The organism is Microbacterium ginsengiterrae (genome assembly GCF_014205075.1).
Classification (GTDB): domain Bacteria; phylum Actinomycetota; class Actinomycetes; order Actinomycetales; family Microbacteriaceae; genus Microbacterium; species Microbacterium ginsengiterrae.
The window spans coordinates 2736881-2761750 of record NZ_JACHMU010000001.1; the positions used below are offsets into that span (position 1 = coordinate 2736881).

At 69.5% G+C, this 24870-nt stretch carries 23 protein-coding genes; 3 read left to right on the forward strand and 20 right to left on the reverse strand.

The window, feature by feature from the left end; all coding sequences use genetic code 11:
• Positions 1-64 precede the first annotated feature (64 nt).
• The 15 genes from HD600_RS13280 to HD600_RS13350 form a co-directional block, all read right to left on the reverse strand.
• Positions 65-3019 carry a DEAD/DEAH box helicase gene (locus tag HD600_RS13280; protein ID WP_184284211.1) on the reverse strand — a complete coding sequence of 985 codons (2955 nt, stop codon included), beginning with the start codon at positions 3017-3019 and terminating at the stop codon, positions 65-67.
• Positions 3020-3047: 28 nt separating this feature from the next.
• A complete protein-coding gene (nusB, locus tag HD600_RS13285; RefSeq protein ID WP_144796144.1) occupies positions 3048-3458 on the reverse strand; it encodes a transcription antitermination factor NusB in 411 nt (136 codons plus the stop codon).
• A 3-nt stretch (positions 3459-3461) separates the two neighbouring features.
• A complete protein-coding gene (gene efp / locus HD600_RS13290) occupies positions 3462-4022 on the reverse strand; it encodes an elongation factor P (protein WP_144796145.1) in 561 nt (186 codons plus the stop codon).
• 72 nt (positions 4023-4094) lie between these two features.
• Positions 4095-4535 carry a type II 3-dehydroquinate dehydratase gene (gene aroQ / locus HD600_RS13295; RefSeq protein WP_144796146.1) on the reverse strand — a complete coding sequence of 147 codons (441 nt, stop codon included), beginning with the start codon at positions 4533-4535 and terminating at the stop codon, positions 4095-4097.
• On the reverse strand, positions 4532-5083 hold the full coding sequence (locus tag HD600_RS13300) for a GNAT family N-acetyltransferase (RefSeq protein ID WP_184284213.1): 552 nt from the start codon (positions 5081-5083) through the stop codon (positions 4532-4534). The genes aroQ and HD600_RS13300 overlap by 4 nt, the downstream gene beginning before the upstream one ends.
• Positions 5080-6168 (reverse strand): 3-dehydroquinate synthase, encoded by a 1089-nt coding sequence (aroB, locus tag HD600_RS13305; protein ID WP_144796148.1) that lies wholly within the window; start codon positions 6166-6168, stop codon positions 5080-5082. Before aroB ends, HD600_RS13300 begins: the two co-directional genes overlap by 4 nt.
• Complete coding sequence (locus HD600_RS13310; protein WP_184284215.1) at positions 6165-6683, reverse strand: shikimate kinase; 519 nt, start codon at positions 6681-6683, stop codon at positions 6165-6167. The genes aroB and HD600_RS13310 overlap by 4 nt, the downstream gene beginning before the upstream one ends.
• Entirely contained in the window at positions 6670-7899 is a 1230-nt protein-coding gene (gene aroC, locus HD600_RS13315; protein ID WP_184284217.1) for a chorismate synthase, read from the reverse strand. The genes HD600_RS13310 and aroC overlap by 14 nt, the downstream gene beginning before the upstream one ends.
• 54 nt (positions 7900-7953) lie before the next feature.
• Positions 7954-8766 (reverse strand): shikimate dehydrogenase, encoded by an 813-nt coding sequence (locus tag HD600_RS13320; RefSeq protein WP_338402241.1) that lies wholly within the window; start codon positions 8764-8766, stop codon positions 7954-7956.
• Positions 8767-8770: 4 nt separating this feature from the next.
• Positions 8771-10186 (reverse strand): endolytic transglycosylase MltG, encoded by a 1416-nt coding sequence (mltG, locus tag HD600_RS13325; RefSeq protein WP_184284221.1) that lies wholly within the window; start codon positions 10184-10186, stop codon positions 8771-8773.
• A gap of 2 nt (positions 10187-10188) precedes the next feature.
• The gene (ruvX, locus tag HD600_RS13330; protein ID WP_184284224.1) at positions 10189-10662 is read right to left on the reverse strand and encodes a Holliday junction resolvase RuvX; all 474 of its coding nucleotides are present in this window, start codon (positions 10660-10662) and stop codon (positions 10189-10191) included.
• Positions 10659-13319 (reverse strand): alanine--tRNA ligase, encoded by a 2661-nt coding sequence (gene alaS / locus HD600_RS13335; protein WP_184284227.1) that lies wholly within the window; start codon positions 13317-13319, stop codon positions 10659-10661. The genes ruvX and alaS overlap by 4 nt, the downstream gene beginning before the upstream one ends.
• A 64-nt stretch (positions 13320-13383) precedes the next feature.
• Entirely contained in the window at positions 13384-13572 is a 189-nt protein-coding gene (locus HD600_RS13340; protein WP_144796154.1) for a hypothetical protein, read from the reverse strand.
• Positions 13573-13685: 113 nt separating this feature from the next.
• Positions 13686-14315, reverse strand: coding sequence for a 30S ribosomal protein S4 (gene rpsD / locus HD600_RS13345; protein ID WP_144796155.1), 630 nt, complete (start codon positions 14313-14315; stop codon positions 13686-13688).
• A 174-nt stretch (positions 14316-14489) separates the two neighbouring features.
• Entirely contained in the window at positions 14490-15815 is a 1326-nt protein-coding gene (locus HD600_RS13350) for a replication-associated recombination protein A (RefSeq protein WP_184284230.1), read from the reverse strand.
• An 85-nt stretch (positions 15816-15900) separates the two neighbouring features.
• Between HD600_RS13350 and HD600_RS13355 the strand changes: the two genes are divergently transcribed.
• Both HD600_RS13355 and HD600_RS13360 read left to right on the forward strand, forming a co-directional pair.
• A complete protein-coding gene (locus tag HD600_RS13355; protein WP_184284233.1) occupies positions 15901-16188 on the forward strand; it encodes a hypothetical protein in 288 nt (95 codons plus the stop codon).
• A 141-nt stretch (positions 16189-16329) separates the two neighbouring features.
• Positions 16330-17253: a formate/nitrite transporter family protein gene (locus tag HD600_RS13360; RefSeq protein WP_184284235.1), complete on the forward strand. Its 924-nt coding sequence runs from the start codon at positions 16330-16332 to the stop codon at positions 17251-17253.
• Between the two features lie 33 nt (positions 17254-17286).
• Here the strand turns inward: HD600_RS13360 and HD600_RS13365 are convergent, their stop codons facing one another.
• From HD600_RS13365 to nirB, 5 genes are read right to left on the reverse strand one after another with little or no spacing between them, the layout of a single operon-like run.
• A complete protein-coding gene (locus tag HD600_RS13365) occupies positions 17287-17967 on the reverse strand; it encodes a sirohydrochlorin chelatase (RefSeq protein WP_184284237.1) in 681 nt (226 codons plus the stop codon).
• The gene (locus tag HD600_RS13370; protein ID WP_184284238.1) at positions 17964-19097 is read right to left on the reverse strand and encodes a uroporphyrinogen-III synthase; all 1134 of its coding nucleotides are present in this window, start codon (positions 19095-19097) and stop codon (positions 17964-17966) included. The genes HD600_RS13365 and HD600_RS13370 overlap by 4 nt, the downstream gene beginning before the upstream one ends.
• The gene (gene cobA, locus HD600_RS13375; RefSeq protein ID WP_184284241.1) at positions 19094-20329 is read right to left on the reverse strand and encodes a uroporphyrinogen-III C-methyltransferase; all 1236 of its coding nucleotides are present in this window, start codon (positions 20327-20329) and stop codon (positions 19094-19096) included. Before cobA ends, HD600_RS13370 begins: the two co-directional genes overlap by 4 nt.
• Position 20330: 1 nt before the next feature.
• Positions 20331-20711, reverse strand: a complete 381-nt coding sequence (gene nirD / locus HD600_RS13380; RefSeq protein WP_144796162.1) for a nitrite reductase small subunit NirD — start codon at positions 20709-20711, stop codon at positions 20331-20333.
• Positions 20708-23287 (reverse strand): nitrite reductase large subunit NirB, encoded by a 2580-nt coding sequence (gene nirB / locus HD600_RS13385; protein ID WP_338402242.1) that lies wholly within the window; start codon positions 23285-23287, stop codon positions 20708-20710. Before nirB ends, nirD begins: the two co-directional genes overlap by 4 nt.
• A 208-nt stretch (positions 23288-23495) precedes the next feature.
• Here nirB and HD600_RS13390 point away from each other — a divergent pair, with 208 nt between their 5' ends.
• Complete coding sequence (locus HD600_RS13390; protein ID WP_338402243.1) at positions 23496-24848, forward strand: DUF349 domain-containing protein; 1353 nt, start codon at positions 23496-23498, stop codon at positions 24846-24848.
• The last annotated feature ends 22 nt before the right edge of the window (positions 24849-24870 follow it).

Here is a 24870-nt window from a genome sequence, read left to right on the forward strand (position 1 = left end):
GGGGACCGGTCGATTCTACCCGGGGGCTCCTGCACGCAGGCTCGGCGTCGCCGTGGATAACGCCTCAGGCGTCGAACAGGCCACGGATGTCGTCGGCTGTGAGGGACTGCGCGAAGAGGGCTTCGTCGTCCATGACCGCGGTGAACAGGCGTGCCTTGCGCTGCTGCAGGGCCAGCACCTTCTCCTCGATGGTGTCCGTGGAGATCATCCGGTACACCATCACCGGGTCGTGCTGCCCGATGCGATGAGTGCGATCGACGGCCTGCGCCTCCGCGGCCGGGTTCCACCACGGGTCGAGCAGGAAGACGTAGTCGGCCTCGGTGAGCGTCAGTCCGAAGCCTCCCGCCTTCAGACTGATGAGGAAGACGGGCTGCTGCCCCGTCCGGAAGCCGTCGATCACCTGCGCGCGCCGCCGAGTGGAGCCGTCGAGGTACGCGTACGGGATCCCCGCCTTGTCCAGACGCGCCGCTGCCAATTGCAGGAAGGACGTGAATTGGCTGAACACGAGCGCCCTGTGCCCCTCGGCGCGCAGCTCGACCACGCGTTCGAGGAGGGTCTCGATCTTCCTGGATCCGATCTTCGCGTCCGCCTCGTCGATGAGCCCTGGCGCGAGGGCCAGCATCCTGAGCATCGTCAGGGAGCGGAACACGATGAAGCGGTTCTTGTCGAGATCCTGCAGGAGTCCGAGGACCTTCTGCCTCTCCCGCTGCAGGACGGTGTCGTAGAGCGCGCGGTGGGTCGGGCCGAGGTCGACGTGGAGCAGCTGCTCCTGCTTGTCGGGCAGGTCGGTGGCGACGCGATCCTTGGTCCGCCGCAGCACAAGAGGGCGGATGCGGCGCCGCAGGCGTTCCAGCCGGAGCCGGCGGTATTCTCCCCCTTCTGCGTTCTCCGGGACCTTGCCCTGCTCGATGGGCTGGATGTAGTCCTGGCGGAACTTCACGGCCGACGCGAACAGCCCCGGCGCGGTGAGCTTCAGCAGGGCCCACAGGTCCGCGAGGCTGTTCTCCATCGGTGTCCCTGTCACGGCGATGGTGACGTCAGAGGGGACGGCGGCGGCCGCGCGGTGCTGCTGCGTGTCGGGGTTCTTCACGAACTGGGCCTCGTCGAGGACGAGCATCGCCCAGTCCGCCGCGGCGTACTGCTCGGCCTCGAGGCGCAGCAGCGTGTACGAGGTGATGAGGAGGTCGGCATCCTCGGAGAGTTCGTCGATGTCGGCGTTCCTGCGACCCCGGGTGCCGTCGACGACGCGCACCCTGAGCGCGGGGGCGAACCGCGCCGCTTCCTCTCTCCAGGTCGAGAGGACGGAGGTCGGGGCGACGACGAGGAAAGGGCGCCGCTCCCCCGTCTCCCGCGCGTGCAGCAGGAGGGTGAGCAGTTGGATCGTCTTGCCGAGGCCCATGTCGTCCGCGAGGATCCCGCCGAGCCTGTGCGACCAGAGGAACACGAGCCAGTCGAAACCCTCGCGCTGGTACGGTCGCAGCTCGGCGCGCAGACCGGCCGGCACCGGGGTGGACGGCACCGTGGTCGCCGACCGGAGCCGATCCGCCGTCGCCCGCCAACTCGTGGCGGGCAGCGCCTCGTCCGCCAGATCCTCGAACTCCTCCCACAGGGCGGTCTGGTGGCGGCTGATGCGAAGTCCGGTGTCCCACTCGTCGAGCTCGACGACCTCGTCGATGAGTTCGCGCAGCGTGTCAAGCGCAGGATGAGCCAGTGAGAACCACGACCCGTCGACGAGCAGGAGCTTCGTGCGGCGCATGCTCAGGGCCGTGAACAGCGGGGTGAAGGGGATGCTGCGGCCGTCGATGCGCACGATGACCCCGAGGTCGAACCAGTCGGGGTCCGTCGTCTCGACCGTCGAGACCGTGATCTCCGGGACACCGCTCAGTTGCCGGTATGTCCTCGGTCGTCCCTCGACGACGACGAGGATGCCCCGTGCGGACAGCGCAGGGACGACATGGGTGACGAACTCGGCCGCGTCCACGTCGTGCAGCGTCCCCGACCAGACGCCGTCCCCTCCGGTGACCTCCGTCCACATCGGCGAGACCGCCTCCAGAGCCAGGCGTTCGGCGTCGGGGTCGCGGATGGGATCGTCACTCGGAGCCAGCGGGAAGCGGCCGTGGCCGCGGTAGGTCCACTCGAGCGCGAAGTCGACCGTGTCGCGAGGGCGGTGCGTGACGACGATCGTCGCCGTCGGGCTCGGGAGCGCGGGCAACTCCGCACCGTCGGACGGTCGGATCTCGGCACCGCGGCCAAGAGCGGGATAGGCATCGGTCAGGAAGGCGCACTCCTCGTCCGCCGGCACATGCAGCGGGCCGCGCGCGGAGAGCAGCGCATGGACGGCGGGGCTCAGGGACACCTCCGCGAGCGTCACCCGCACCCTGGCACCCAGCGGCGTGAGAGCGTACAGGCCGGTCCGCCCGATCGTCCGCACTGCGGAGTGGTCGATCGCGCGGTCGTCGATCGTCACGTCGGCGGCGACCGACAACCCGGTGGGGGTGCGTGCGATGTCGACCGTGATGCTGCCGGACTCGGCGAGGGTGACCTCGAAGCCCTTCTGCAGCGTCACGAGGGCGATTCCGCGCTCCGGCGCGGCCCGTAAGTGTGTCCACAGCAGACCGGATTCGACCTGATCCAGGATCAGCCAGTCCCCCGCCGTTCCCGACAGCAGCGACTCGCGCGCGATGCTCAGCAACTCGCGGAACCACTGCACGTGGTCCGCGCGGAAGGGCGCACCGGCCCGTCGTACCGTGTCCCATGTGACATCGCCCTGGATCCAGGCACTGCTCGATGCGCTGCGCATGAGCGGGCGGATCCCCAGGAGGAGATCGCCGTCTCCCTTGACGACATCACGGACGGTCGCCGTTCGCACCGGACGCGGTGCCCATTGGTGCACACCGACGGCGGCGCGATGACGGACCTCGATACCGAGAGCGAGCGGGCCGCCGCCGCGCGAGCGCGGCGCGTCCACGAGCGTCCGCCAGCTGACCGGCGCGCGAGGATCGCGATGGGGAGCGGACATGCCGGCATCCTCTCCGAGACGGCCTCGATCAGCTGGAGCGCGCCACCCTCGCGAGCACGCCGTGCACGAACGCACCGGAGTCGTCCGTGGAGAACTCCTTGGCGAGCTCGACGGCCTCATCGATCGCGACGGCGGTGGGGATCTCGTCGTTGTACAGGATCTCCCAGACGCCGATGCGCAGCAGCGCACGGTCGACGGTGGGCATGCGTTCGAGCTTCCAGTCGCGGCTGTGCGTGACGATGCTCTCGTCGATCTCGGCCTGGTGATCGACGATGCCGTCGACGATCTCCCTCGCGTAGAGCCAGGAAGCCTCGCGGGCCGGTTCGCTGGCGGCACGCTTCGCCTCGGCAGCGAGCGTCACGGGGATCTCGTCCCCGCGCACGTCGGAGGAGAAGAGGATGTCGAGTGCGCGCTTGCGCGCCTTCGTCCGAGCGCTCACGCCTTACTTCTCGCGACCGAGGTACTCGCCCGTGCGGGTGTCGACCTTGATCTTCGTGCCGGTCTCGACGAACAGCGGAACCTGCATCTCGTAGCCGGTCTCGACCGTCGCGGGCTTCGTGCCGGCCGACGACCGGTCGCCCTGCAGACCGGGCTCGGTGTACGTGACCTCGAGGGTGACGGACGCCGGGAGGTCGAGGTACAGCGGGTTGCCGTTGTTCAGGGCGATGGTGACCTGCTGGTTCTCGAGCAGGAAGTTCTTGGCGTCGCCGACGGTGGCTGCACCGACCGTGATCTGGTCGTAGTCGGTCGTGTCCATGAACACGAAGCCGTCGCCGTCCGCGTAGAGGTACGTGAAGTCACGGCGGTCGACGTTCTCGATCTCGATCTTCGCGCCGGCGTTGTACGTGCGGTCGACCGTCTTGCCCGAGACGACGTTCTTCAGCTTCGTCCGGACGAACGCGCCGCCCTTGCCGGGCTTGACGTGCTGGAACTCGATGACGTTCCAGAGCTGTCCGTCGATGCTGAGGACGACGCCGTTCTTGATGTCTGCGGTGGATGCCATGGGGTGAGAGTTCCGTTTCCGTGAGATGGGGCCGTCCGCGGATGGTGTCCCGGTGGCGGCCGACAGTCGATTCTACGGGATGAGCGCAGCAAGCTGTGCGATGGCGGTGGCGTAGCCCTGGACTCCCTCGCCGATCACGCGCACCGCGGCCACGTCGTGGAGGTAGGAGAAGTGCCGGAACTCCTCTCGTGCGTACACGTCGGACACGTGCACCTCCGCGAACGGGAGGGACACTCCGACGAGCGCGTCGCGCAGCGCGACGGAGGTGTGCGTCAGACCACCGGGGTTGATGATCACGCCGGCGCAGTCCTCGCGCGCCGCGTGGATCGCGTCGATGAGGACTCCCTCGTGGTTGCTCTGCAGGGCGCGCAGGTCGAAGCCGGCTGCCGCCGCCGCGTCACGCGCGATCCGTTCGGCATCGGCGAGGGTCGCGCTGCCGTACACCTCGGGCTCACGGGTGCCGAGCAGGTTGAGGTTCGGCCCGTTGAGCAGCAGCAGCCGGCGCCCGCTCACGAGACCCTCCCGCGCTGCGCGGTCAGTTCACGCGCCATCCCCATCTCCGGGCCGATCGATCCGGTGAAGCGCCGGCCGTCGTCGATGAACCCCAGGCGGCGGTACGCGGCCTGTGCACGGAGGTTGTCCGTGTGGACGTCGAGGCTGACGGTCGAGTCCCCGAGGTCCGCGGCCCACCCGACGGCCGTCTCGAACAGGGCGTCGATGACCCCGCTCCCCCGCTCGGACGGTCGCACGTACACGCCGACGATGTCCGCACGCGTCGTGGAGACGACATGACCGTGGTGGTCCGTGGAGCCGCTGGGTCGGCGCAGCACGGTGACCGTGCCCACCCACTCGTCCCCGTTCTCCGCGACGAACTGCGCGACGTCGTCACCGCGTGCCGAGTTCGCGGCGCGGTCGTCCCAGAACGTGTCGTCGTGCGCGGCCTCCTGCTCCGGTGTGCTGAGGAACGCGATGGCCGCGTCGGGGTCCGCCACCGCTTCGAGCCGCAGCGACTTCACCCGTGCACCCTCGTCCGCCCTCACGCGACGCACGCCGATGCTCACGCCCCGACCTCCTGGTATGCGGCGAACAGCAGCGACTCGTCCGGCGCCTGGAGGACGGTGGGCTTGGCGATGTCGTCGAGCACGATGAAGCGCAGCATCCCGCCGCGCGTCTTCTTGTCGCGCTGCATCGACGCGAGAAGCTGCGGCCATGCGCCGGCCCGGTAGGTGGTGGGCAGCCCGAGCGACTCGAGCACGGAACGGTGCCGGTCGACGGCGGCGTCGGGGAGCCGCCCCGCCAACCGCGAGAGTTCGGCGGCGTACATCATGCCGATCGAGATCGCCGCGCCGTGCCGCCAGCGGTAGCGCTCGGCGTGCTCGATGGCGTGCCCCAGAGTGTGCCCGTAGTTGAGGATCTCGCGCTGCCCCGCCTCGCGGAAGTCCTCGGAGACGACAGTGGCCTTCATGTCGATGGCCAGTTCCACCGTTCGGCGGAACTCCTCGGTCGTCGTGTCGACGGCACGGCCGGGGTCAGCCTCGATGATGTCGAGGATCTCGGGCGCCCAGATGAATCCCGCCTTGACGACCTCGGCATAGCCGGCGGTGGCCTCATGGGCGCTCAGACTCCCCAGCTCGTCGAGATCACCGATGACGGCCCGCGGCGCCCAGAACGCGCCGACGAGGTTCTTCCCCTCCGCCGTGTTCACACCGGTCTTGCCGCCGACGGAGGCGTCGACCAGGCCGAGCACCGTCGTCGGTACCTGCACGACCTGCACGCCGCGCAACCACGTGGCTGCGACGAAACCGGCGAGGTCGGTGACCGCTCCGCCGCCGTAGCCGACCACGGCGTCTGTCCGTGTGAAGTCCGACTGCCCCATGATCTGCCAGCAGAACGCCGCGACCTCGATGCGCTTGCCCTGTTCGGCGTCGGGGACCTCGGCGAGCAGGACCTCCCGCTGACCGCCGGTCGTGTCGGCGAGCAGTCGCTCCCGCAGTTCGGCAGCCCGAGCGCCGAGCGTCGGCGGGTGCACGACGAGCACCTTCCGCACCGCGGGGTCGAGCGCCGACGAGACCTGGTCGAGGATCCCCCGGCCGACGGTGATGTCGTAGGACGCCTGGCCCGTGACGCTGATCGTGGTGTTGGTCATGTCAGTTCCCTCCTCCATGCGGCGATCTCGTCCGCGATGCGCTGCATCGGTCGGCGAGACGTGTCGAAGGTCGCATCAGCGACCTCCTCGTACCAGCCGCGGCGCTGGTCAAAGATCTGTGTCCATCGTGCGAGTGGATCCTCGGCGCCGGCGATGAGGGGACGGCTGCTCCCGGAGATGCGCCGCGACACCGCTTCCGCGCTGACGGTGAGGAACGCGACGGGATGCCGGCTCAGCAGCGTGCGCGTGCGCTTCTCCGTGACCGCGCCGCCGCCGAGGGAGACGACTCCGCCTTCGTCGAGCGCCGCCGCCACAGCAGCGACCTCCAGGTCTCGGAAGTGCGCTTCGCCGTCCCTGGCGAAGATGTCGGCGATCGGCCCGTGCTCGGCCGCGATGCGTCTGTCGGTGTCGATGAACCCGACCCCGAGCTTCTTGGCCACACGCCGCCCGACGCTGGTCTTGCCGGCCCCCATGGGGCCGACAAGGACGAGGGTGAGCGGGTCAGGACTGGTCATCGTTGGCGATGAGCGCCGCCTCGGAGGCCGGTGCCGTGCGCAGCTCCGCCGGGATCCCCGCCAGGTAGGCGTCGAGGTTCCTACGTGTCTCACGGACGCTGTCTCCGCCGAACTTCTCGAGGGCGGCCCTGGCGATCTCGATGGCCACCATGGCCTCGGCCACGACACCCGCTGCGGGCACGGCGCACACGTCGGAGCGCTGATGATGCGCTGCCGCGGCCTCCCCGGTGGCCGTGTCGATGGTCCGGAGCGCATGAGGGACGGTGGCGATGGGCTTCATCCCCGCACGGACGCGCAGGACGGTGCCCGTCGACATACCGCCCTCCGTGCCACCGGCACGGTCGGAGGCGCGCGTGATCCCGTCGTCGCCGATGAACAGCTCATCGTGCGCGGCCGAACCCCGACGTCGCGTGGTCTCGAAACCGTCACCGACCTCGACACCCTTGATCGCCTGGATGCTCATCAGCGCCTGGGCGAGACGTGCGTCCAGCCGGCGATCCCAGTGCACGTGGGAGCCCAGCCCCGGCGGAAGACCGTAGGCGAGCACCTCGACGATGCCGCCGAGCGTGTCGCCGGATTTGCGCGCGTCGTCGACCTCTTCGACCATGCGAGCGGACGTGTCTGCATCGAAGCACCGCAACGGATCGGCGTCGAGCGCATCGACGTCGTCAGGAGTCGGCAGAACCGCGCCGTCGGGAACGCGCACGGGGCCGATCGACAGGGTGTGGCTGACCAGACGGATGCCGAGCTCGGAGAGGAACGCACGCGCGACGGCCCCGAGGGCGACGCGCGCGGCGGTCTCGCGCGCACTGGCGCGCTCGAGGATCGGTCGGGCCTCGTCGAAGTCGTACTTCTGCATCCCGACGAGGTCCGCGTGACCAGGACGAGGACGGGTGAGCGGCGCTGAGCGGCCGCGCGAGCGTTCCGTGATCTCCACGGGTTCGGGGTTCATGACCTCGACCCACTTGGGCCACTCGGTGTTGCCGATGCGCAACGCGATGGGACTGCCGAGGGTCTTGCCGTGGCGGACGCCGCCGGAGATCGTCAGTTCGTCCTGCTCGAACTTCATCCGCGACCCGCGGCCGTAGCCGAGCTTTCGTCGCGCGAGGTCGGTCTGGATCTCCTCGGAGGAGACGGGGACGCCGGAGGGCAGTCCCTCCATGACGGCGATGAGTTCTGGGCCGTGCGATTCGCCGGCGGTGAGCACGCGGAGCATTGCTCCAGTCTCCCATGCCGCGCGGCCCGACTTCGCCGTGTAACGCCCTCCGTGTCAGATCGCAGCTTCCATGGCCGCGAGCACACGTCCCTCATCGGGCAGCGCCTCGAGCGGATCGCCATGATGGAAGATGCGCACCTGGCGGACCGCCTGGTGCAGCAGCATCCGGATCCCGGAGATCACCGGACCGTTCTCCCAGGCGAGGCCCAGCGCAGAGGGCCATGGCGCGTACGCGGCGTCCAGCAGTGCACCGCCGTCCCCGGCGAACGCCTCGGCGACCGGCGCATCGAGCACCGTGCCGCTCGGCAGGGTGGCGATCGTCACGTCGGCGCCGTCGACGGGGTCGGTCATCGGCGACACCGTGGTGATGCAGCCGAGCCGTTCCCCGAGGGCGGCCAGCCCCGCTGCCCGCTCCGGGCGGCGCGCGCGGAGGTCGATCCGGGAGGCCCCGAGCTCCGCGAGAGCGGCCAGCGCCGACGCCGCGGTGGCTCCCGCACCGAGGATCCGCGCACTGCGCACCTCGGTGATCGCGTTCTCGGCCAGGGCGTCGATGATACCGCCGACGTCCGTGTTGAATCCGGCCACATCGTCGCCGAGCAGCAGGGTGTTCACCGCGCCGGTGAGCTCGGCATGCGGGTCCCTCGTCCGTGCGGCGAGGAACGCCTGCTCCTTCAGCGGCATCGTCAGCGACAGCCCGCGCCAGGACCGGTCGAGTCCGGACAGCGCCTCTGTGAACCCGTCAGCGGGCACGCGACGGAGGTCGTACTCCCACGGCACGTCCAGAGCACGGTACGCGGCGGTGTGGAGCGCGGGCGACTTGCTGTGCGCGATCGGGTCGCCCCAGACCGCGAGACGGTGACCCCTCACGCGATCAGCATCCCTGATCGGGGTTCTCGCGACACCACTCGAGCCAGGTCTGGATCGCGGCCTCATGCTCGGCGTACGTGGTCGAGAAGACCGTCTCCCCCGTCGCGGGGTTGATCGTCACGAAGTACAGCCACGGGCCGTCGGCCGGGTGCATGGCCGCGTCGATCGCCGCGTCACTCGGGTTCGCGATCGGACCGACCGGGAGTCCGTCGATGACGTACGTGTTCCACGGGTTGTCATCGAACTGCGCCTCCTCCGAGGTGCTGACCACTCCCGCGTGCAGCTCTCCGTAGCCGTACTGCGACGTGGAGTCCATCTGCAGCTTCATCCCGTCGTCGAGACGGTTCTCGATGACCCTGGCGACCTTCGCGAAGTCATCCGTCCGGCCCTCGCGCTGGATGATCGAGGCGACCGTGAGGATCCGCTGCTCGTCCTCCGGGGGCACGCCGGCTGCGCTGAGGGATTCGCGCGTGCGATCGACCATGCGCTGGATGACCTGCGTCGCGGTCACCTCGGGGTCGAACGTGTACACCGCGGGGAACAACCAGCCTTCGAGGCTGTCAGCCTTCACTCCGTATGCACCCGGGTCGGCCACCGCGGCCTCGAGTTCCTCGAGCGGGATGTCGATGCTCTCGCTGATCACGGGAAGGGCGGACTCGACCGTGCCGCCCTCGACGATGCCGACCGTGTTCGCGAGCATGTTGTCCGGATCGCGCAGGATCTCCAGAGCCGCCTCTGCGGTCATCTTCTGCTGCATGGGATACACGCCGGGGTAGAACGTCACCGCGATGTTCTCGTCGACGAGGTAGTCGTAGAAGACGTTCTCGGTCTTCGTGACGCCGGCCTCGTAGAGCGCAGTGGAGATCGGACCGCCCGTGTCGCCCTCGCGGATGGTCACGAGGGCCTCCCCTGTCGCCATGCCGGGTTCCCAGTCCTTCGGTTCGCCCCAGCCGAGTGCGTCGCTGATCTGGTCGCCGTAGGTGTTCATCACCGCGAACCCCGCGCCGACGATGCCGCCGATGACGGCGAGGACGATGATCAGCCCCACGAGGCATCCCGTCCGTCGCTTCTTCTTCGTCGCCTTCGCGTGCACGGCCTCGGTGTGGTCCGCGGCGAACAGGTCGTCGAGGGTCGGCGCGGCTGTGGCCTCGGCTCGAACGGGAGCCGCTTCCTCAGGGCGGGCCGCAGTGGGCGCGACGGCATCCGGCTCGTCTTCGGTGCTCGTCGTGTCCGCCGCGGGCCGCGCGGGCACCGGATCGGGCGTCCCGGCGAGCCCCGCCTCTCTCCGCGCGCGCCGGGACCCTGGCGCCGGTGGTGTGGCGGCGACACCGGGAACCTGGTGCGACGGCTCGGGAAGCCGGGAGAACAGCTCGTCGGACAGTCCGTGCGCGTTCGATTCCGGGTTGTCACGTGCGGGCATGCTCAGACGGGCTCCTCGGTCGTCGGGATCACGGAACCGGTCGGGCGGCCGGTGCTCTTCTCCGTGTCGATCGCGTGCTGCAGCAGAACCACCGCAGCGACCTGATCGACAATGCTACGAGAATTCCGCTGTGTTCTTCCAGAGGAGCGAAGGGCCGCATGCGCCGACACGGTACTGAGCCGCTCGTCGACGAGACGCACCGTCACCCCGGTGCGCTGCTGGAGCGCCGCGGCGAAGTCCCTCGCATCCGCCGTGGACGGCGTGTCCGCACCCTGCATGTTGACCGGAAGCCCCACGACGAACTCGAGAGGCTCATACTCCTGCGCGAGCTCGGCCAGGCGTGTGAGCGAATGCTCGGAGCGCGGCACGGTCTCCACCGGCACGGCGAGCATCCCGTCGGGGTCGCAGCGTGCGACCCCGACGCGGGCCTTGCCCACGTCGACGCCGAGCCGGACGCCGCGGCGGAACCCGGTCACGCCGAGCGCAGCTCGCCGGCGACGGCCTCGAAGGCCGCAGGGAGCGCTGCCACGTCGGTCCCGCCGCCCTGGGCCACATCGTCGCGTCCGCCGCCACCGCCGCCGAGGACACCTGCCGCGCGCTTGGCGAGGGCACCGGCCTTCGCACCCGCGGCGCGGGCGGCCTCGTTCGTCGCGATCACGACGATCGGGCGTCCGCCGGCAATGCCGCCGAGCGCGACGACGGCCGGCTCCGAGCCCAGACGCTCGCGCACGCCGAGGGCGAGTCCGCGAAGGTCGTCACCGGATGCGACGTCTCCGACCGACACGGCGGCCAGACGGTAGGCACCGACGCGCTCAGCCGCCTCGGCGATCGCCGGGACGCGCCCTTCGCGCTCCTTGGCCTCGAACTGGGCGATGCGCTTCTCCGCGGTGCGCAGATTGGCGGCGATCTCCGCGATGCGCTCCGGCAGCTGCTCGCGCGGCGTCTTGAGTGCCGAGGTGAGCTGGGAGACGATGGCCCGCTCCGCGGCGAGCTCGCGGAACGCGTTCTGTCCGACGAGCGCCTCGATGCGGCGGTTGGATGCGCCGACGGACGATTCTCCGACCACGCTGACCAGACCGATCTCCGCGCTCGTGCTCACGTGCGTACCGGCGCAGAGCTCACGCGACCACGGGCCGCCGATGTCGACCATGCGCACGACGTCGCCGTACTTCTCACCGAACAGCGCCATTGCGCCTGCCGCCTTGGCCTCGTCGAGGGACACGATGCGAGTGGTCACCTCGAGCGCGTCCTGGACGGCGCGGTTCGTGATCTCCTCGATCTCCCCGCGGGTCTCGGTCGACAGCGGCTGGGACCAGGAGAAATCGAAGCGCATGTAGCCGGCGCGGTTCAGCGATCCGGCCTGAGTGGCGCCGGCGCCGAGCGTGTCGCGGAGAGCGGCGTGCACGAGGTGCGTCGCGGAGTGCGCCTGACGTGCGGCTCGGCGATTGGCGGCATCCACGATCGTCGTTGCACGATCGTCGATCGCCACCGTGCCGGTGGTCACCTGCACCGTGTGGCTGATGAGTCCGGGGACGGGCTTCTGGACGTCCAGGACCTCGAGGGAGTACCCGGGACCGACGATGGTGCCCTTGTCGGCGACCTGACCGCCGGACTCGGCGTACAGGGTCGTCTCGGCGAGGATGACCTCGGCGACCTGACCTTCCGAGGCCGCCGTGGCCGGCTGACCGTCCACGAGCAGTCCGAGCACGCGCGACTCGGTCTCGAGCTCGGTGTAGCCGGCGAACCCGGTCTCACCGAGCGCACGGAACTGACGGTAGACGGAGACGTCGGCGAGCTGGCGACGGCGGCTCTTGGCATCCGCCTTCGCACGCGTGCGCTGCTCGGTCATCAGCTCGTCGAACGCCGCGCGGTCGACGGAGAGCCCCTGCTCCTCGGCGATCTCCAGCGTCAGGTCGATCGGGAACCCGTAGGTGTCGTGCAGGAGGAACGCCTCGGATCCGGCGAGCGTCTGCGTGCCGGACTTCTTGGTGTCGTGGAGCGCGAGATCGAGGATCGTCGACCCCTGGGCGAGTGTGCGCAGGAAGGTCTCCTCCTCGGCGACGGCGAGGCTCGACAGACGGTCCCAGTCGGTCTCGAGCACCGGGTAGGCGGACTTCATGGCGTCCCGCGATGTTGCGAAGAGCTCGGGGAACGTCGGCGCGTCGACGCCGAGGAGGCGCATCGAGCGGACGGTCCGGCGCATCAGGCGGCGCAGGATGTAGCCGCGGCCGTCGTTGGCGGGCTTGACGCCGTCGGAGAGCAGCATGAGCGATGACCGGACGTGGTCGGCGATCACACGGAATCGGACGTCGTCCTCGTGTGAGACGCCGTACTTGCGGCCGGAGATCTCCATGGCGCGGTCGAGGACGGGCCGGACCTGGTCGGTCTCGTACATGTTCTCGACGCCCTGCTTGAACATCGCGACGCGCTCGAGGCCCATGCCCGTGTCGATGTTCTTCTTCGGCAGCGGTCCGGCGATGTCGAAGTCGGTCTTGGTACGCACGTCGGACAGGAGCTCCTGCATGAACACGAGGTTCCAGATCTCCGTGAACCGGTTGTCGTCGACGATCGGTCCGCCGTCGCGGCCGTATGCGGGGCCGCGGTCGATGTAGATCTCGGAGCACGGTCCACCGGGGCCGGGCTGGCCGGTGTGCCAGTAGTTGTCCTCCTTGCCCATCCGCTGGATGCGCTCCGCCGGGAGACCGGCGATCTTCTGCCACAGTGCGGCAGCCTCGTCATCGGTCTCGTAGACGGTGACCCAGATGTCCTTCTCGGCGAAACCGAGCCCGCCGTCGCTCTCGGAGGTCGTCAGCAGCTCCCAGGCGTAGCTGATCGCCCCCTCCTTGAAATAGTCGCCGAAGGACCAGTTGCCCAGCATCTGGAAGAAGGTGCCGTGACGGGCGGTCTTTCCCACCTCTTCGATGTCGTTGGTGCGAATGCACTTCTGCAGATCGGTCGCGCGAGGATACGGCGCAGGCAGCAGACCGGTGAGGTAGGGCACGAAGGGCACCATGCCGGCGATGGTGAACATGACGGTGGGGTCGTCGCTCACCAGCGACGCGGAGGGGACGACCGTGTGGCCGTTCTTCTCGAAGTAGCTGAGGTAGCGCTGCGCGATGTCCGCGGTTTTCATGGGGTTGGTGCTGTCCTTCTCTGAGGCGGAGAGATTGCCGTGCGCCATGGGCGCGGAACGGCCGTCAGTCGTCGTGGGGGTCGACGAGCCGGGCTTCCTGCTGACGGTAGGAGTCGCCGAGGATCGCGGTGAACTCGGAGATGCGCGCGTCGACGTCGGCCAACAGGTCGTGGCCGCGCGGGTCCTTGTTCATGAAGTGGGCGGCGACGAACCCGCCGATCACGCCGATCAGGAACCACTTCACGTTCTTCATGTCGTCATCCTTGTGATCAGGCCGCAGACAGCGGCCGTTCCATCGTATGCGGAAACGACAGGAGGCGCCGGGATCTCCCGACGCCTCCTGTCTGCGAACTCAGCGGGCTGAGATCAGCGAGCCGCGTAGTACTCGACGACGAGCTGCACTTCACAGGTCACGGGGACCTCGGCGCGCTTCGGACGACGGACCAGGCGGGCCTGCAGCTTGTCCAGCTCGACCTCGAGGTAGCCGGGAACGGGGGGCAGGACCTCGGCGTGACCGCCGGCCGCTGCCACCTGGAAGGGCTCGGTGCCCTCGCTCTTGGGCTTGACGTGGATGAGCTGACCCGGCTTCACGCGGAACGACGGGCGGTCGACGAGCTGGCCGTCGACGAGGATGTGACGGTGCACGACCATCTGACGGGCCTGTGCCGTGGTGCGGGCGAAGCCCGAACGGAGCACGAGGGCGTCCAGACGCATCTCGAGCAGCTCGACCAGGTTCTCACCGGTCAGGCCATCGACACGACGTGCCTCGTTGAACGCGATGCGCAGCTGCTTCTCGCGGATGCCGTACTGCTCGCGCAGACGCTGCTTCTCACGCAGACGGACGGCGTAGTCGCTGTCAGCCTTGCGCTTGGTGCGGCCGTGCTCGCCGGGAGCGTAGGGACGCTTCTCGAGGTAGCGGGCGGCCTTCGGGGTGAGTGCCACGCCGAGGGCGCGGGACAGACGGACCTTGCGGCGGTCCTGGGACTTCGTGACCACGAAGCATTCCTTCCGATGACGTGGACGTGTCTTTCACGTCGCACGGACGTATCTCCCGCGTTCTGCCTTGACCGCGCACGCCGGGGCGCGGAGAAGGTGGGGTGTGAACGAAGGGATGCCCGAAAACACGGTTTCGAGCCGCTCAAGTCTAACAGACCGCCGCGCGCGCCCGCCTCAGCGATCGTCGAGGATGCGTCGGATGCGCTCAAGGCGCGCAGCGATGTCACGCTCGGCGCCGAGGGCCTTGGGCTGGTAGTAGCGGCGCCCGTCGAGCTCATCGGGCAGATACTGCTGCGGGACGATGCCGTGCTCGTTGTCGTGCGGGTAGCGATAGCCCTTTCCATGGCCGAGCCGCTTCGCGCCCGGATAGTGCGCATCGCGCAGGTGCGGCGGCACTCGGCCGAAGTTGCCGGCCCTGACGTCGGCGATCGCGGCGTTGATACCGGCGTACGCCGCGTTCGACTTCGCCGTGGTGGCGAGATAGACGGTGGCCTCGGCCAACGGGATGCGACCCTCCGGCATGCCGATGAAGGCCACGGCGTCGGCGGCGGCGGTGGCGATGACGAGGCCCTGGGGATCGGCGAGCCCGATGTCCTCCGAGGCGGAGATCACGAGGCGTCGCGCGATGAAGCGCGGGTCCTCCCCCGCTTCGATCATGCGCGCGAGGTAGTGCAGCGCGGCATCCGGATCGGACCCGCGGATCGACTTGATGAAGGCGCTGATGACGTCGTAGTGCTCGTCGCCCTGCCTGTCGTAGCGGAGCAGTGCACGGTCGACCGCCTGCGCGACGTCGTCGGCGGTGATCGCGGGCACCTCGTCATCGGAGTTGGAGGCGGCGACGGCGGCGGCCGCCTCAAGACCGGTCAGCGCCCGACGACCGTCGCCGGACGCGAGTCGGACGAGCGCGGCGCGCGCCGCATCGTCGATCGCGACGTTGCCACCAAGCCCGCGCGCGTCCGTGACCGCGCGGTCGATGAGCAGCGTGATGTCGTCGTCGGTGAGCGGCTGCAGGGTCAGCAGCAGGGAACGCGACAGCAGCGGCGAGATGACGGAGAACGACGGGTTCTCCGTCGTGGCGGCGATGAGGATGACCCACCCGTTCTCGACGCCGGGGAGGAGCGCGTCCTGCTGCGCCTTCGTGAAGCGATGGATCTCATCGAGGAAGAGGATCGTGGTCTGGCCGTACAGGTCGCGCTGGGTGATCGCCTCCTGCATCACCTCTCTGACGTCCTTCACACCCGCGGTGATCGCCGAGAGCTCGACGAAGCGGCGACCCGAGGAACGGGCGATCGCCTGGGCGAGTGTGGTCTTGCCGGTCCCTGGTGGCCCCCACAGGATGATCGAGACCGCACCGGGGGATGCGGCGTCGGGATCGGCCAGCGCGACGATGGGCGATCCTGCGCGCAGGAGATGCTGCTGACCGGCCACCTCGTCGAGCGAGACGGGGCGCATGCGCACGGCCAACGGCGTCTGGCCGGACAGAAGGGGCGCGGAGGTCATCCCCCCAGGCTAATGTCCGCGGCTGACAAGCCTCACCGGTAGGCTCTCAGACGGCGCTGCAGGATGCGCCGGAGGAAGGAAGATCATGGCCGGCCGTGCGACCAAGAACTCCCAGCGCTCTCGCGCCGAGGCCGAACGTGCACGTCTGTACGCAGCCCGTCTGTCCTGGCACGAGGGCCGGATCAGCCGCCGCACGCGCGACAACACCCTCGCGGGATTCGTCGCGGGTCTCATCATCGTCGGCGCGATCATCAGCCAGTCGGTGCACGCCGTCGTCACCGCTCCTGCGCCTACGCCGTCCGAGACCGTCGCCCCCGCGCCGCTGCAGGATCCCTTCGCGACGCTGTTCCCCACGGACCCCACCGCTGAGTGACCTCCTCCTCACACGCGCGCTCGGCGCGTGTGAGGGTTTCGGTTCAGAGCCGTAACGGACCGCGTCCCTTCCGGAAACGTCGGTGAGCCACGCTGGGGCGATCCAGCAGTGCTCATCCGATGTGTCCGTGGAGGTCGCCCCATGTCCTACGTCAAACCAGCAGAACTCGTCACCCGCATGGTCGATGCGGGCGCCTACAAGCTCCGACTGTCCGCCAGGGACACCCTCATCCGCGCCTTCATGGGTGCGGCGCTGCTGACCCTGGCCGCCGCATTCGCGGTGACGGTGTCGACCAACACCGGGCAACCGCTGCTCGGGGCACTGTTGTTCCCCGTCGGGTTCGTGATCCTCTACCTGTTCGGGTTCGATCTGCTCACCGGCGTGTTCACGCTCGGCCCGCTCGCGGTGCTCGACCGGCGCCCCGGGGCCAGCGTCGGGGCGATGTTCCGGAACTGGGGCCTGGTGTTCGTCGGCAACTTCGGCGGCGCGTTCATGGTCGCCGTCCTCATGGCGATCTACTTCACGTACGGGTTCTCCGCTGAGCCGAGCGCCGTGGGTCTGGCGATCGGTGAGATCGGACACGGTCGCACCGTCGGCTACGCCGATCACGGTGCTGCCGGCATGCTGACGCTCTTCATCCGCGGCGTGCTGTGCAACTGGATGGTCTCGACGGGTGTCGTGCTCTCGATGATCTCGGACAACGTCGTGGCGAAGATCATCGCGATGTGGATGCCGATCATGCTGTTCTTCTACATGGGCTTCGAGCACTCCATCGTGAACATGTTCCTGTTCCCCTCCGGCCTGCTTCTGGGTGCCGACTTCACGATCATGGATTACCTCATCTGGAACGAGATCCCGACCGTCGTCGGCAACCTCGTCGGCGGCCTGCTCTTCGTCGCCCTTCCGCTCTACGTCACGCACGGCCGTCCGACGGCGCGCCGGGTCCGCGCCGGGAAGCGCGCGGCGACGCCGGGCACGCAGGTGTCCGCGGCTGCCGAAGCTCGGACCGGCTCCTCCGCCACCACCACTGCCGATACGGAGCGCGAGCCGGTCAGCGTCGCCTGATGATGACGTGCGATGCCCCGGTGGGATGCGATCTCACCGGGGCATCGCACGGAAACGATCGGTGATGATCCGCGCGATGCGGGGGTCCGGGGCCAGCGGCGCCGTGACGACATCGGGACCGGCGCTGCGGATGAGCCCGGCGAAGAACCCAGGGGCGAGCAGGTGGCTCGCCGCGATGACCCGCCTCGCTCCCGCCGATCGGGCGGCGGCCACGGCATCGGCGACGCGCGGTGTCGACGCGGAGGCAAAGCCGACGGTCACCGGTGCAGGCACCCGTGTGCGCAGCCGCTCGGCGACGAGGTCCACGTCCTGCGCTGCGGCGGGATTGCTCGATCCGGCCGCGGCGAGGACCACATGGTCGCCATCGCGCCAGCCGTCGGGAAGGGCTGCGGCGAGCCGGTCGACGAGGATGTCCGCGATGAGGGGATGCGTGCCGAGAGGATCGGCCTGACGAGCGCGGGGATGCGCACCGACCGCCTCGGAGATGTCCACACTCGTGTGGTACCCGACCGACAGCAGCACGGGGACGACGACGACATCGTCGACGGCCTCCCGCGCCAGCACCTCGTCGATCTGCGGCTGCTCCACGTCGACGACCGCGGAGACGACGCGCACATCAGGAAGAAGAGTCCGCACGTCGTCGATGACCGAGGAGATCGCGGCGCGTCCCGCCACATCCGATGTCCCGTGCGAACATGCGACGAGCGCCGTCATACGTACTCCTCGACGGCGAGGCGATAGCCGCGTTTCACGACGGTCTGGACCACGTCGGCCTCTCCCAGCGCGTCCCGTACGCGGGCCACGGCCATCTCGACAGCGTGCGCGTTCTGTCCGGCGCGGGGGGCCCTCGCGGCGATCTCCTCCCTGGAGAGGACGCCGCCCGCGGCGTCGAACAGAGCCCCGATCAGGCTCGTCCCCGCCGGTGAGAGCGGGAAGAACTCGCCGTCGATGACGACTCCGCCGCTGCGCATCGACAGTCGACCGAAGCTCGTGCGGAGAGCGGGGGCGGCACCGTCGGCGCCGAAGAATCCGATCACGCATCGTGCCAGGGACCCGAGCCTGCCGCGCTCGGCGAGCGTCGCCCGCAGGTCCGCGTCCCGCAGTGGCGCCGCTGTGATCGGTCCCACCGCGGCCAACAGCAGCCTCGCCGTGCGGGCACGGCGCCGGATCGCGGCGAGCGACGCGCGGCGCTCGGCCGCGCGTATCCACTCGGACGCGGCCGGTGCCGACGTGAAGAGCACGGCATCCACCGCCCCCGTGGCGGCCTCGACGACGGAGCGTTCGACGATCCGGGGATCCGGAGGAGGGCCCCACCGGTAGACGGTGAGGCTCACCAGGTCCGCACCGGCGGCGGTGATGAGGTCGTCCAGGCCGTCCGCGCCCGCACCATGATGCTGGATCGCCACCCGGCGACCGGTCATCGGCATGGAGCGGAGGTACTCCCCCACTTCCGCCGCGGTCTCCGACTCCGCGACCCAGTCGGCCACGAAACCCGCCTGCTGGATCGCGCCGTGCGCCTTGGGCCCGCGGGCGATGAACTGCGTCGCGCGCAACGCACCGGAGAGCGCGTCGGCGAGTCCGTTCTCGTCGGCGGCATCCATCCAGCCGCGGAAGCCGACCCCCGTCGTGACGACCATGGTGTCCGGTGGGTCCGCGATGAGGGCCCTGGTCCGACGCATCAGCTCCCTGTCGTCGACGTTCGGGACGATCGTGAGAGCCGGCGCCCGGTAGACGTGGGCTCCCCGGCGTTCGAGCGCCGTCGCGAGGTCGCCGGCGCGCCGATCGGCGGCCACGACGATCGTGCATCCCACCAGGGCGGATTCGAGGACGCGATGCGCGGTCACGACTCCGCGTTCCCTGCGTGGACGCGACTCGGCAGGAGCAGTTCGGCCGCGGCGACGTCTCCGAACACGATCACCGCGGGGTTGCGCACTCCCACCTCCGCGGCCGCGCTCACGACCTCGCCGAGTGTGCTGCGTGTGGTGCGCTGCATTGGCGTGTGCCCGTTCTCAACGATCGCGACGGGCAGATCGTCTCGGACGCCATGCGCACGTGCCGCTCCGACGACCTTCGGCAGTGCCGCCACGCCCATGAGCATCACGGTGGTCGTCTGCGGGTCGGCGAGCGACTGCAGCGTGACGGTCGACAGATCGCCCTGTCCGTTCACCACATGGACGGCGGATGCCGTTCCGCGGTGGGTCACGGGGATCCCTGCGGCCTGGGGCACGGAGATCGCGCTGGATGCGCCGGGGGTCACCTCAACGGGGACACCGGCCTCACGGCAGGCGATGACCTCTTCCCCTCCGCGACCGTAGACGAACGGGTCGCCGCCCTTCAGGCGGACGACGCGTCTGCCGGCGTCCGCATGCATGACGAGCAGGGCGTTGATCTCCTCCTGCGGGACGGGGTGCGCCCCTGGACGCTTGCCGACGTCGATCACCAGCACATCGGGATCCAGTTCCGCCATCACCGCCTCGGTCGGTCCGAGGCGATCCGCGACCACGACGTCGGCCTCGGCGAGCAACCGGCGCGCGCGGACCGTCATGAGGTCGATCGGGCCGGGTCCGCCGCCGATGAGATCCACACGGCCGGCCGTGCTCGCCCGGCGTCTGCGCAGGGGAAGGCGGCCGGCATCGAGCGACGCGCGGATCGCATCCCTCACCAGAACGGCGCGACGAGGGTCCGCGCCCACGGAGCTGCCCACGCCGATCACGACATCACCCGCAGCGGTCTGGGCGGTCATCCGTGCGCTCCCGTGCGCGCCGTCCGAGGCATTGATGCAGAAGACGCGCTTCCTGTCGCACGCGGCGGCGACCTCGCGATCCACCGAGCGATCGCCGGTGGCGGTGTGCACCAGCCACGCGTCGTCGACATCTTCCGGTTCGAACGGACGGGCGACCCAGTCGACGTCGTGCTCGGCCACGAGCGCACGTGTGGACGGCGCGAGCTCTGGAGCGACGACACGCACCAGCGCCCCGTCGGCGAGGAACGCCGCGAGTCGGCGCGCGGCGACGGCGCCTCCGCCGACGAGCACCACTCGTCGATCGATCAGCGACAGTCCGATCATCCTGGTCATGTCAGTTCCCTTCCACGGGTTCGGTGGACGGCGGAAGCAGATGGATGTCGTCGCCGGCGCGCACCACCTGCCACACCGCGAGGTGGTGCGCCGGCTTGCCCTGGGTGTCGAGGCACGCCCCTGTTCTGAGGTCGAAGACCTGCTTGTACATCGGCGAGGCGATCGTGGGCGCGTCGCCGCGTGTGCCGACGATGCCGCGGGAGATCACGTTCGCGCCGCTGTAGGGGTCGAGGTTCGAGACCGCGTGCACGCTGCCGTCGTCGAGCAGGAACAGCGCCACCTGGTCGGCGCCGATGAGCGCGGCGCGCCCGCGCTCCACCTCGAGATCTCCGATGCCGCACACGCGGACGGCGGTCGCCGTCCTGCGAAGCGTCGCCGTCATCGCCGCACCGCCAGCGTCGTCCCGGCGATCCGTACGGTCGCATCCGCCCTCTCCTCGGCTGAGGCCGGGCGGATCTGCCCTCGGGTCGCGACGTACGCGAGCGACGGGTCCGGCGTCTCTGCGGCGTTCACGAACGACTGGAAACGGGCGAGCTTCTCCGGGTCGCGGAGCGTCGCGGCCCATTCGTCCTCGTAGCCGTCCACATGCCTGAGCATTGCCGCATCGAGGTCCTCGCAGATGCCGAGACTGTCATCGAAGATCACCGCACGCAGTCCGTCGAGTCCGCCCTCGAGGTCGGCGCACCACGGGGCGGTCCGCTGCAGGCGGTCCGCCGTACGGATGTAGTACATGAAGAAGCGATCGATCGCGCGGATCAGTGCGTCGTCCGACAGACCCGTCGCGAGCAGCTCGGCGTGACGGGGCGAGAAGCCGCCGTTGCCGCCGACGTACATGTTCCAACCGTCCTCCGTGGCGATGACCCCGACGTCCTTCGACCGCGCCTCAGCGCACTCGCGTGCGCACCCGGAGACGCCGATCTTCAGCTTGTGCGGGGCGCGCAGCCCTCGGTAGCGCAGCTCGAGCCGCACGGCCATCCCGACCGAGTCGAGAACGCCGAACCGGCACCAGGTCGACCCGACGCAGGACTTCACCGTGCGCAGCGACTTGCCGTATGCGTGCCCTGATTCGAACCCCGCATCGACGAGACGCTGCCAGATCAGCGGCAGCTGCTCCAGCCTGGCACCGAACATGTCGATGCGCTGGCCGCCGGTGAGTTTGGTGTAGAGCCCGAAGTCCTCGGCGATCCGGCCGATCTCGATGAGACCGGCCGGTGTCACCTCGCCACCGGGCATCCGGGGCACGACCGAGTAGGTGCCGTCCTTCTGCAGGTTCGCCATCACGTGGTCGTTCGTGTCCTGCAGGGCCGCGTTCCCACCGTCGAGGACGTGTGAGCCGACGAGGACGGCGAGGATGCTCGCGAGCGCGGGCTTGCACACGTCGCATCCCCGCCCTCGGCCGAAGCGCGCGATGATGCCGCTGAAGGTCGTAAGTTCCGAGACCCTGACCGCGTCGAAGAGCTGTCGGCGCGATATGTCGAAGTGCTCGCACAGCGCGTTCGAGACGGTGCGACCGAGCCGGGTGAGCTCCTGCCCGACGATCTTGCCGACCGCGAGCACGCAGGAGCCGCACGTCGCACCCGCCCGCGTGCATGCCTTCACCGCCATGGCGTCCGTGCATCCCTCGTCGTGCACGGATTCCCGGATACGACCCGCGGTGACGTTCGCGCAGGAGCACACGACCGCGTCGTCCGGCAGCTCGCCCGTCGGCGGCTCCACTCCGCCCGACGGCAGGAGGTAGGCGGCCGGGTCGGCCCCGAGACGAGCGCCGACGAGCGGACGAAGGGCGCCGTACGCGGAGGCGTCGCCGACGAGGATGCCGCCGAGCAGGGTCTGCGCGTCATCGGAGAGCACGAGCTTCTTGTACACCCCGGCCACCGGGTCGGCGTACACGACGTCGAGGGCGTCCGGTGTGCGGGCGAACGCGTCCCCGAAGCTCGCGACGTCCACGCCGCTGAGCTTCAGCTTCGCGGATTCGTCGTACCCGGGGAAGGTCGCGTCCTCTCCGAGGACCCTGGTCGCCGCGACCTCGGCCATGGCGTACCCCGGGGCGACGAGGCCCACGCTGCGTCCGTCGAAGTTCGCCACCTCACCGATCGCGAGGATCGCCGCGTCGCTCGTGCGGCAGCGATCGTCGATGAGGACGCCGCCGGCAGGGTGCACATCGAGTCGCGCCTCGCGAGCGAGCTCATCCCGTGGCCGGACGCCGACGGTGAACACGACCACGTCCGCGCGGTGGATGCTGCCGTCCTGGAACTCCAGCGCCGACACGGCTCCCGAGGCATCGGGATCCAGCCGAGTGGTGCGGGACGCGGTGCGGACGGCGATCCCTCGCGCCTCGATGAGCCGACCGAGCATCCCGCCCGCGGCGCTGTCGAGCTGTGCGGACATGAGCCGATCGGAGGACTGCACGACCGTGCATTCGACGTCGAGGCTCTGCAACGCACCGGCTGCCTCGAGCCCCAGAAGTCCTCCGCCGATGACCGCGCCGCGCAAGGGCCGGTCCAACTCGGCACTGCGCGCCTCCACGAACTCACGGAGCGCCTGGACGTCGTCGAGCGTGCGGTAGACGAAGCATCCTGGGAGATCGGCGCCGTCGACCGCCGCCCGTGCGGCATACGACCCGGTCGCGAGCACGAGGGTGTCGTAGCCGAGAGTGCGCGCAGACCGGGTGCGCACTTCCCGGCGCGAACGGTCGATGCGCACGACACGATCTCCGGGGATCACCGTCACGCGGTCATCGTCGAACACGTGCGGATCGAGCGCGAGCTCCTCCGGTGTGGCGCCGTCGAAGTACGAGGTGAGTCCGACGCGGTCATATGGTCGGCGCCCCTCGTCGCCGACGACGGTCACCTGCACGGCGGAGCGCGTCCGGCTCAACAGACTCTCGACGAACCGGTGGGCGACCATGCCCGCCCCGACGACGACGATCCGTGTGGCGACCTCGATGTTCTCGTGCACTGCGCCTCCTGCATGTTGCGGATCCCCAGACACTATGAGCGCGATGTTTCACGCACCGAACGGTGGCTGTTACACGCGTGAAACGTTCTTCTCACAAAGCGATAACGGCGATGTGAGGCCGTGGGCCTCCGGTCGACCGCCGGTGCGTACTAGGCTGAGCGAAGTCCTTTCCCACCCTCACGCGGGCTGACCGCGCAAGGAGCACATCGTGTCTGCAGACGAGACCCCGAAGCCGACCCCGCCCGTCCCGGCACCCCCGCGGGTGCCGATGCCGCCGCGCACGCCGGCCCCTGCCGCCCCTGCGGCCGCACCTGCGTCGCCCGTCGCCGCGGCCGATTCCGCCGATTGGGGCCGCGTCACCGACGACGGCACGGTCGAGGTCCGAGAGGGTGATCAGTGGCGCGTGGTCGGGCAGTACCCCGACGGCACCCACGACGAGGCGCTCGCCTACTTCGTGCGCAAGTTCGATGACCTCGCCTTCAAGGTGCACACCCTCGAGCAGCGTCATCAGGCCGGAGGCGCATCCGCCGGCGATCTCACGAACCAGGCCGAGAAGCTCGTCGCCGAGGTGACCGATGCCGCTGCGGTCGGCGACCTCGCGTCGCTGCGGTCGCGGTTGAGCGCACTCACCGCGACGCTGTCCGAGGCCCGCGCGGCCGAGGCGAAGCAGGCCAAGGAGCTCGTCGACGCGGCCATCGCCGATCGCACGGTCGTCGTCGAGGCGATGGAGGCGATCGCGGCTCGCGATCTCACCAAGGTCCAGTGGAAGCAGGTGACCGAGGAGGTCAACGCGCTGTTCGAGACCTGGCAGGGTCAGCAGCAGAACGGCCCGCGGCTGCCGAAGGGCGTCTCGCAGCAGCTGTGGAAGCGATTCCGTGACGCGCGCGCCGTCGTCGACAAGGGGCGTCGTGCGTTCTACGCCGAACTGGACGAGACCCACAAGGCTGCCCGCGACCGCAAGAACGCGCTCATCGAGCGCGCGGAGGCGCTCGCACCGAAGGGCGTCGACGGCATCCCCGCGTACCGTGGCCTGCTCGATGACTGGAAGGCCGCCGGTCGCGCCGGACGCAAGGCGGACGACGCACTGTGGGCGCGTTTCAAGGCCGCAGGAGACGCACTGTACGCGGCACGCGCCGAGCAGTCCGCGGCGGAGGAAGCCGAGTCCGCGCCGAAGATCGAAGCCCGCAAGGCGCTGCTGGAGCAGGCGAAGGCCGTCGCCGACGAGTCGAACCTCAAGCAGGCCCGTGCGCTGCTGACGAAGATCCAGCGCCAGTGGGACGAGATCGGCCGGATCTTCCCCCGCGAGCAGGAGCGTGCGCTCGACGACAAGCTGCGCGTCATCGAACAGCAGCTCAAGTCGCGCGAAGAGGTGGACTGGAAGCGGAACAACCCCGAGACCAAGGCCCGCGCGAACGACATGAGCCAGCAGTTGCTCGACGCCATCGAGAAGCTCGAGGCCGAACTCGCAGCGGCTGAGAAGTCCGGCGACAAGAAGGCCGTGAAGGAGGCCTCGGACGCACTCGAGGCCCGTCGCGCCTGGCTGAGCGCGCTCGAAGGCTGAGGTTATCCACAGTCGCCCCCGG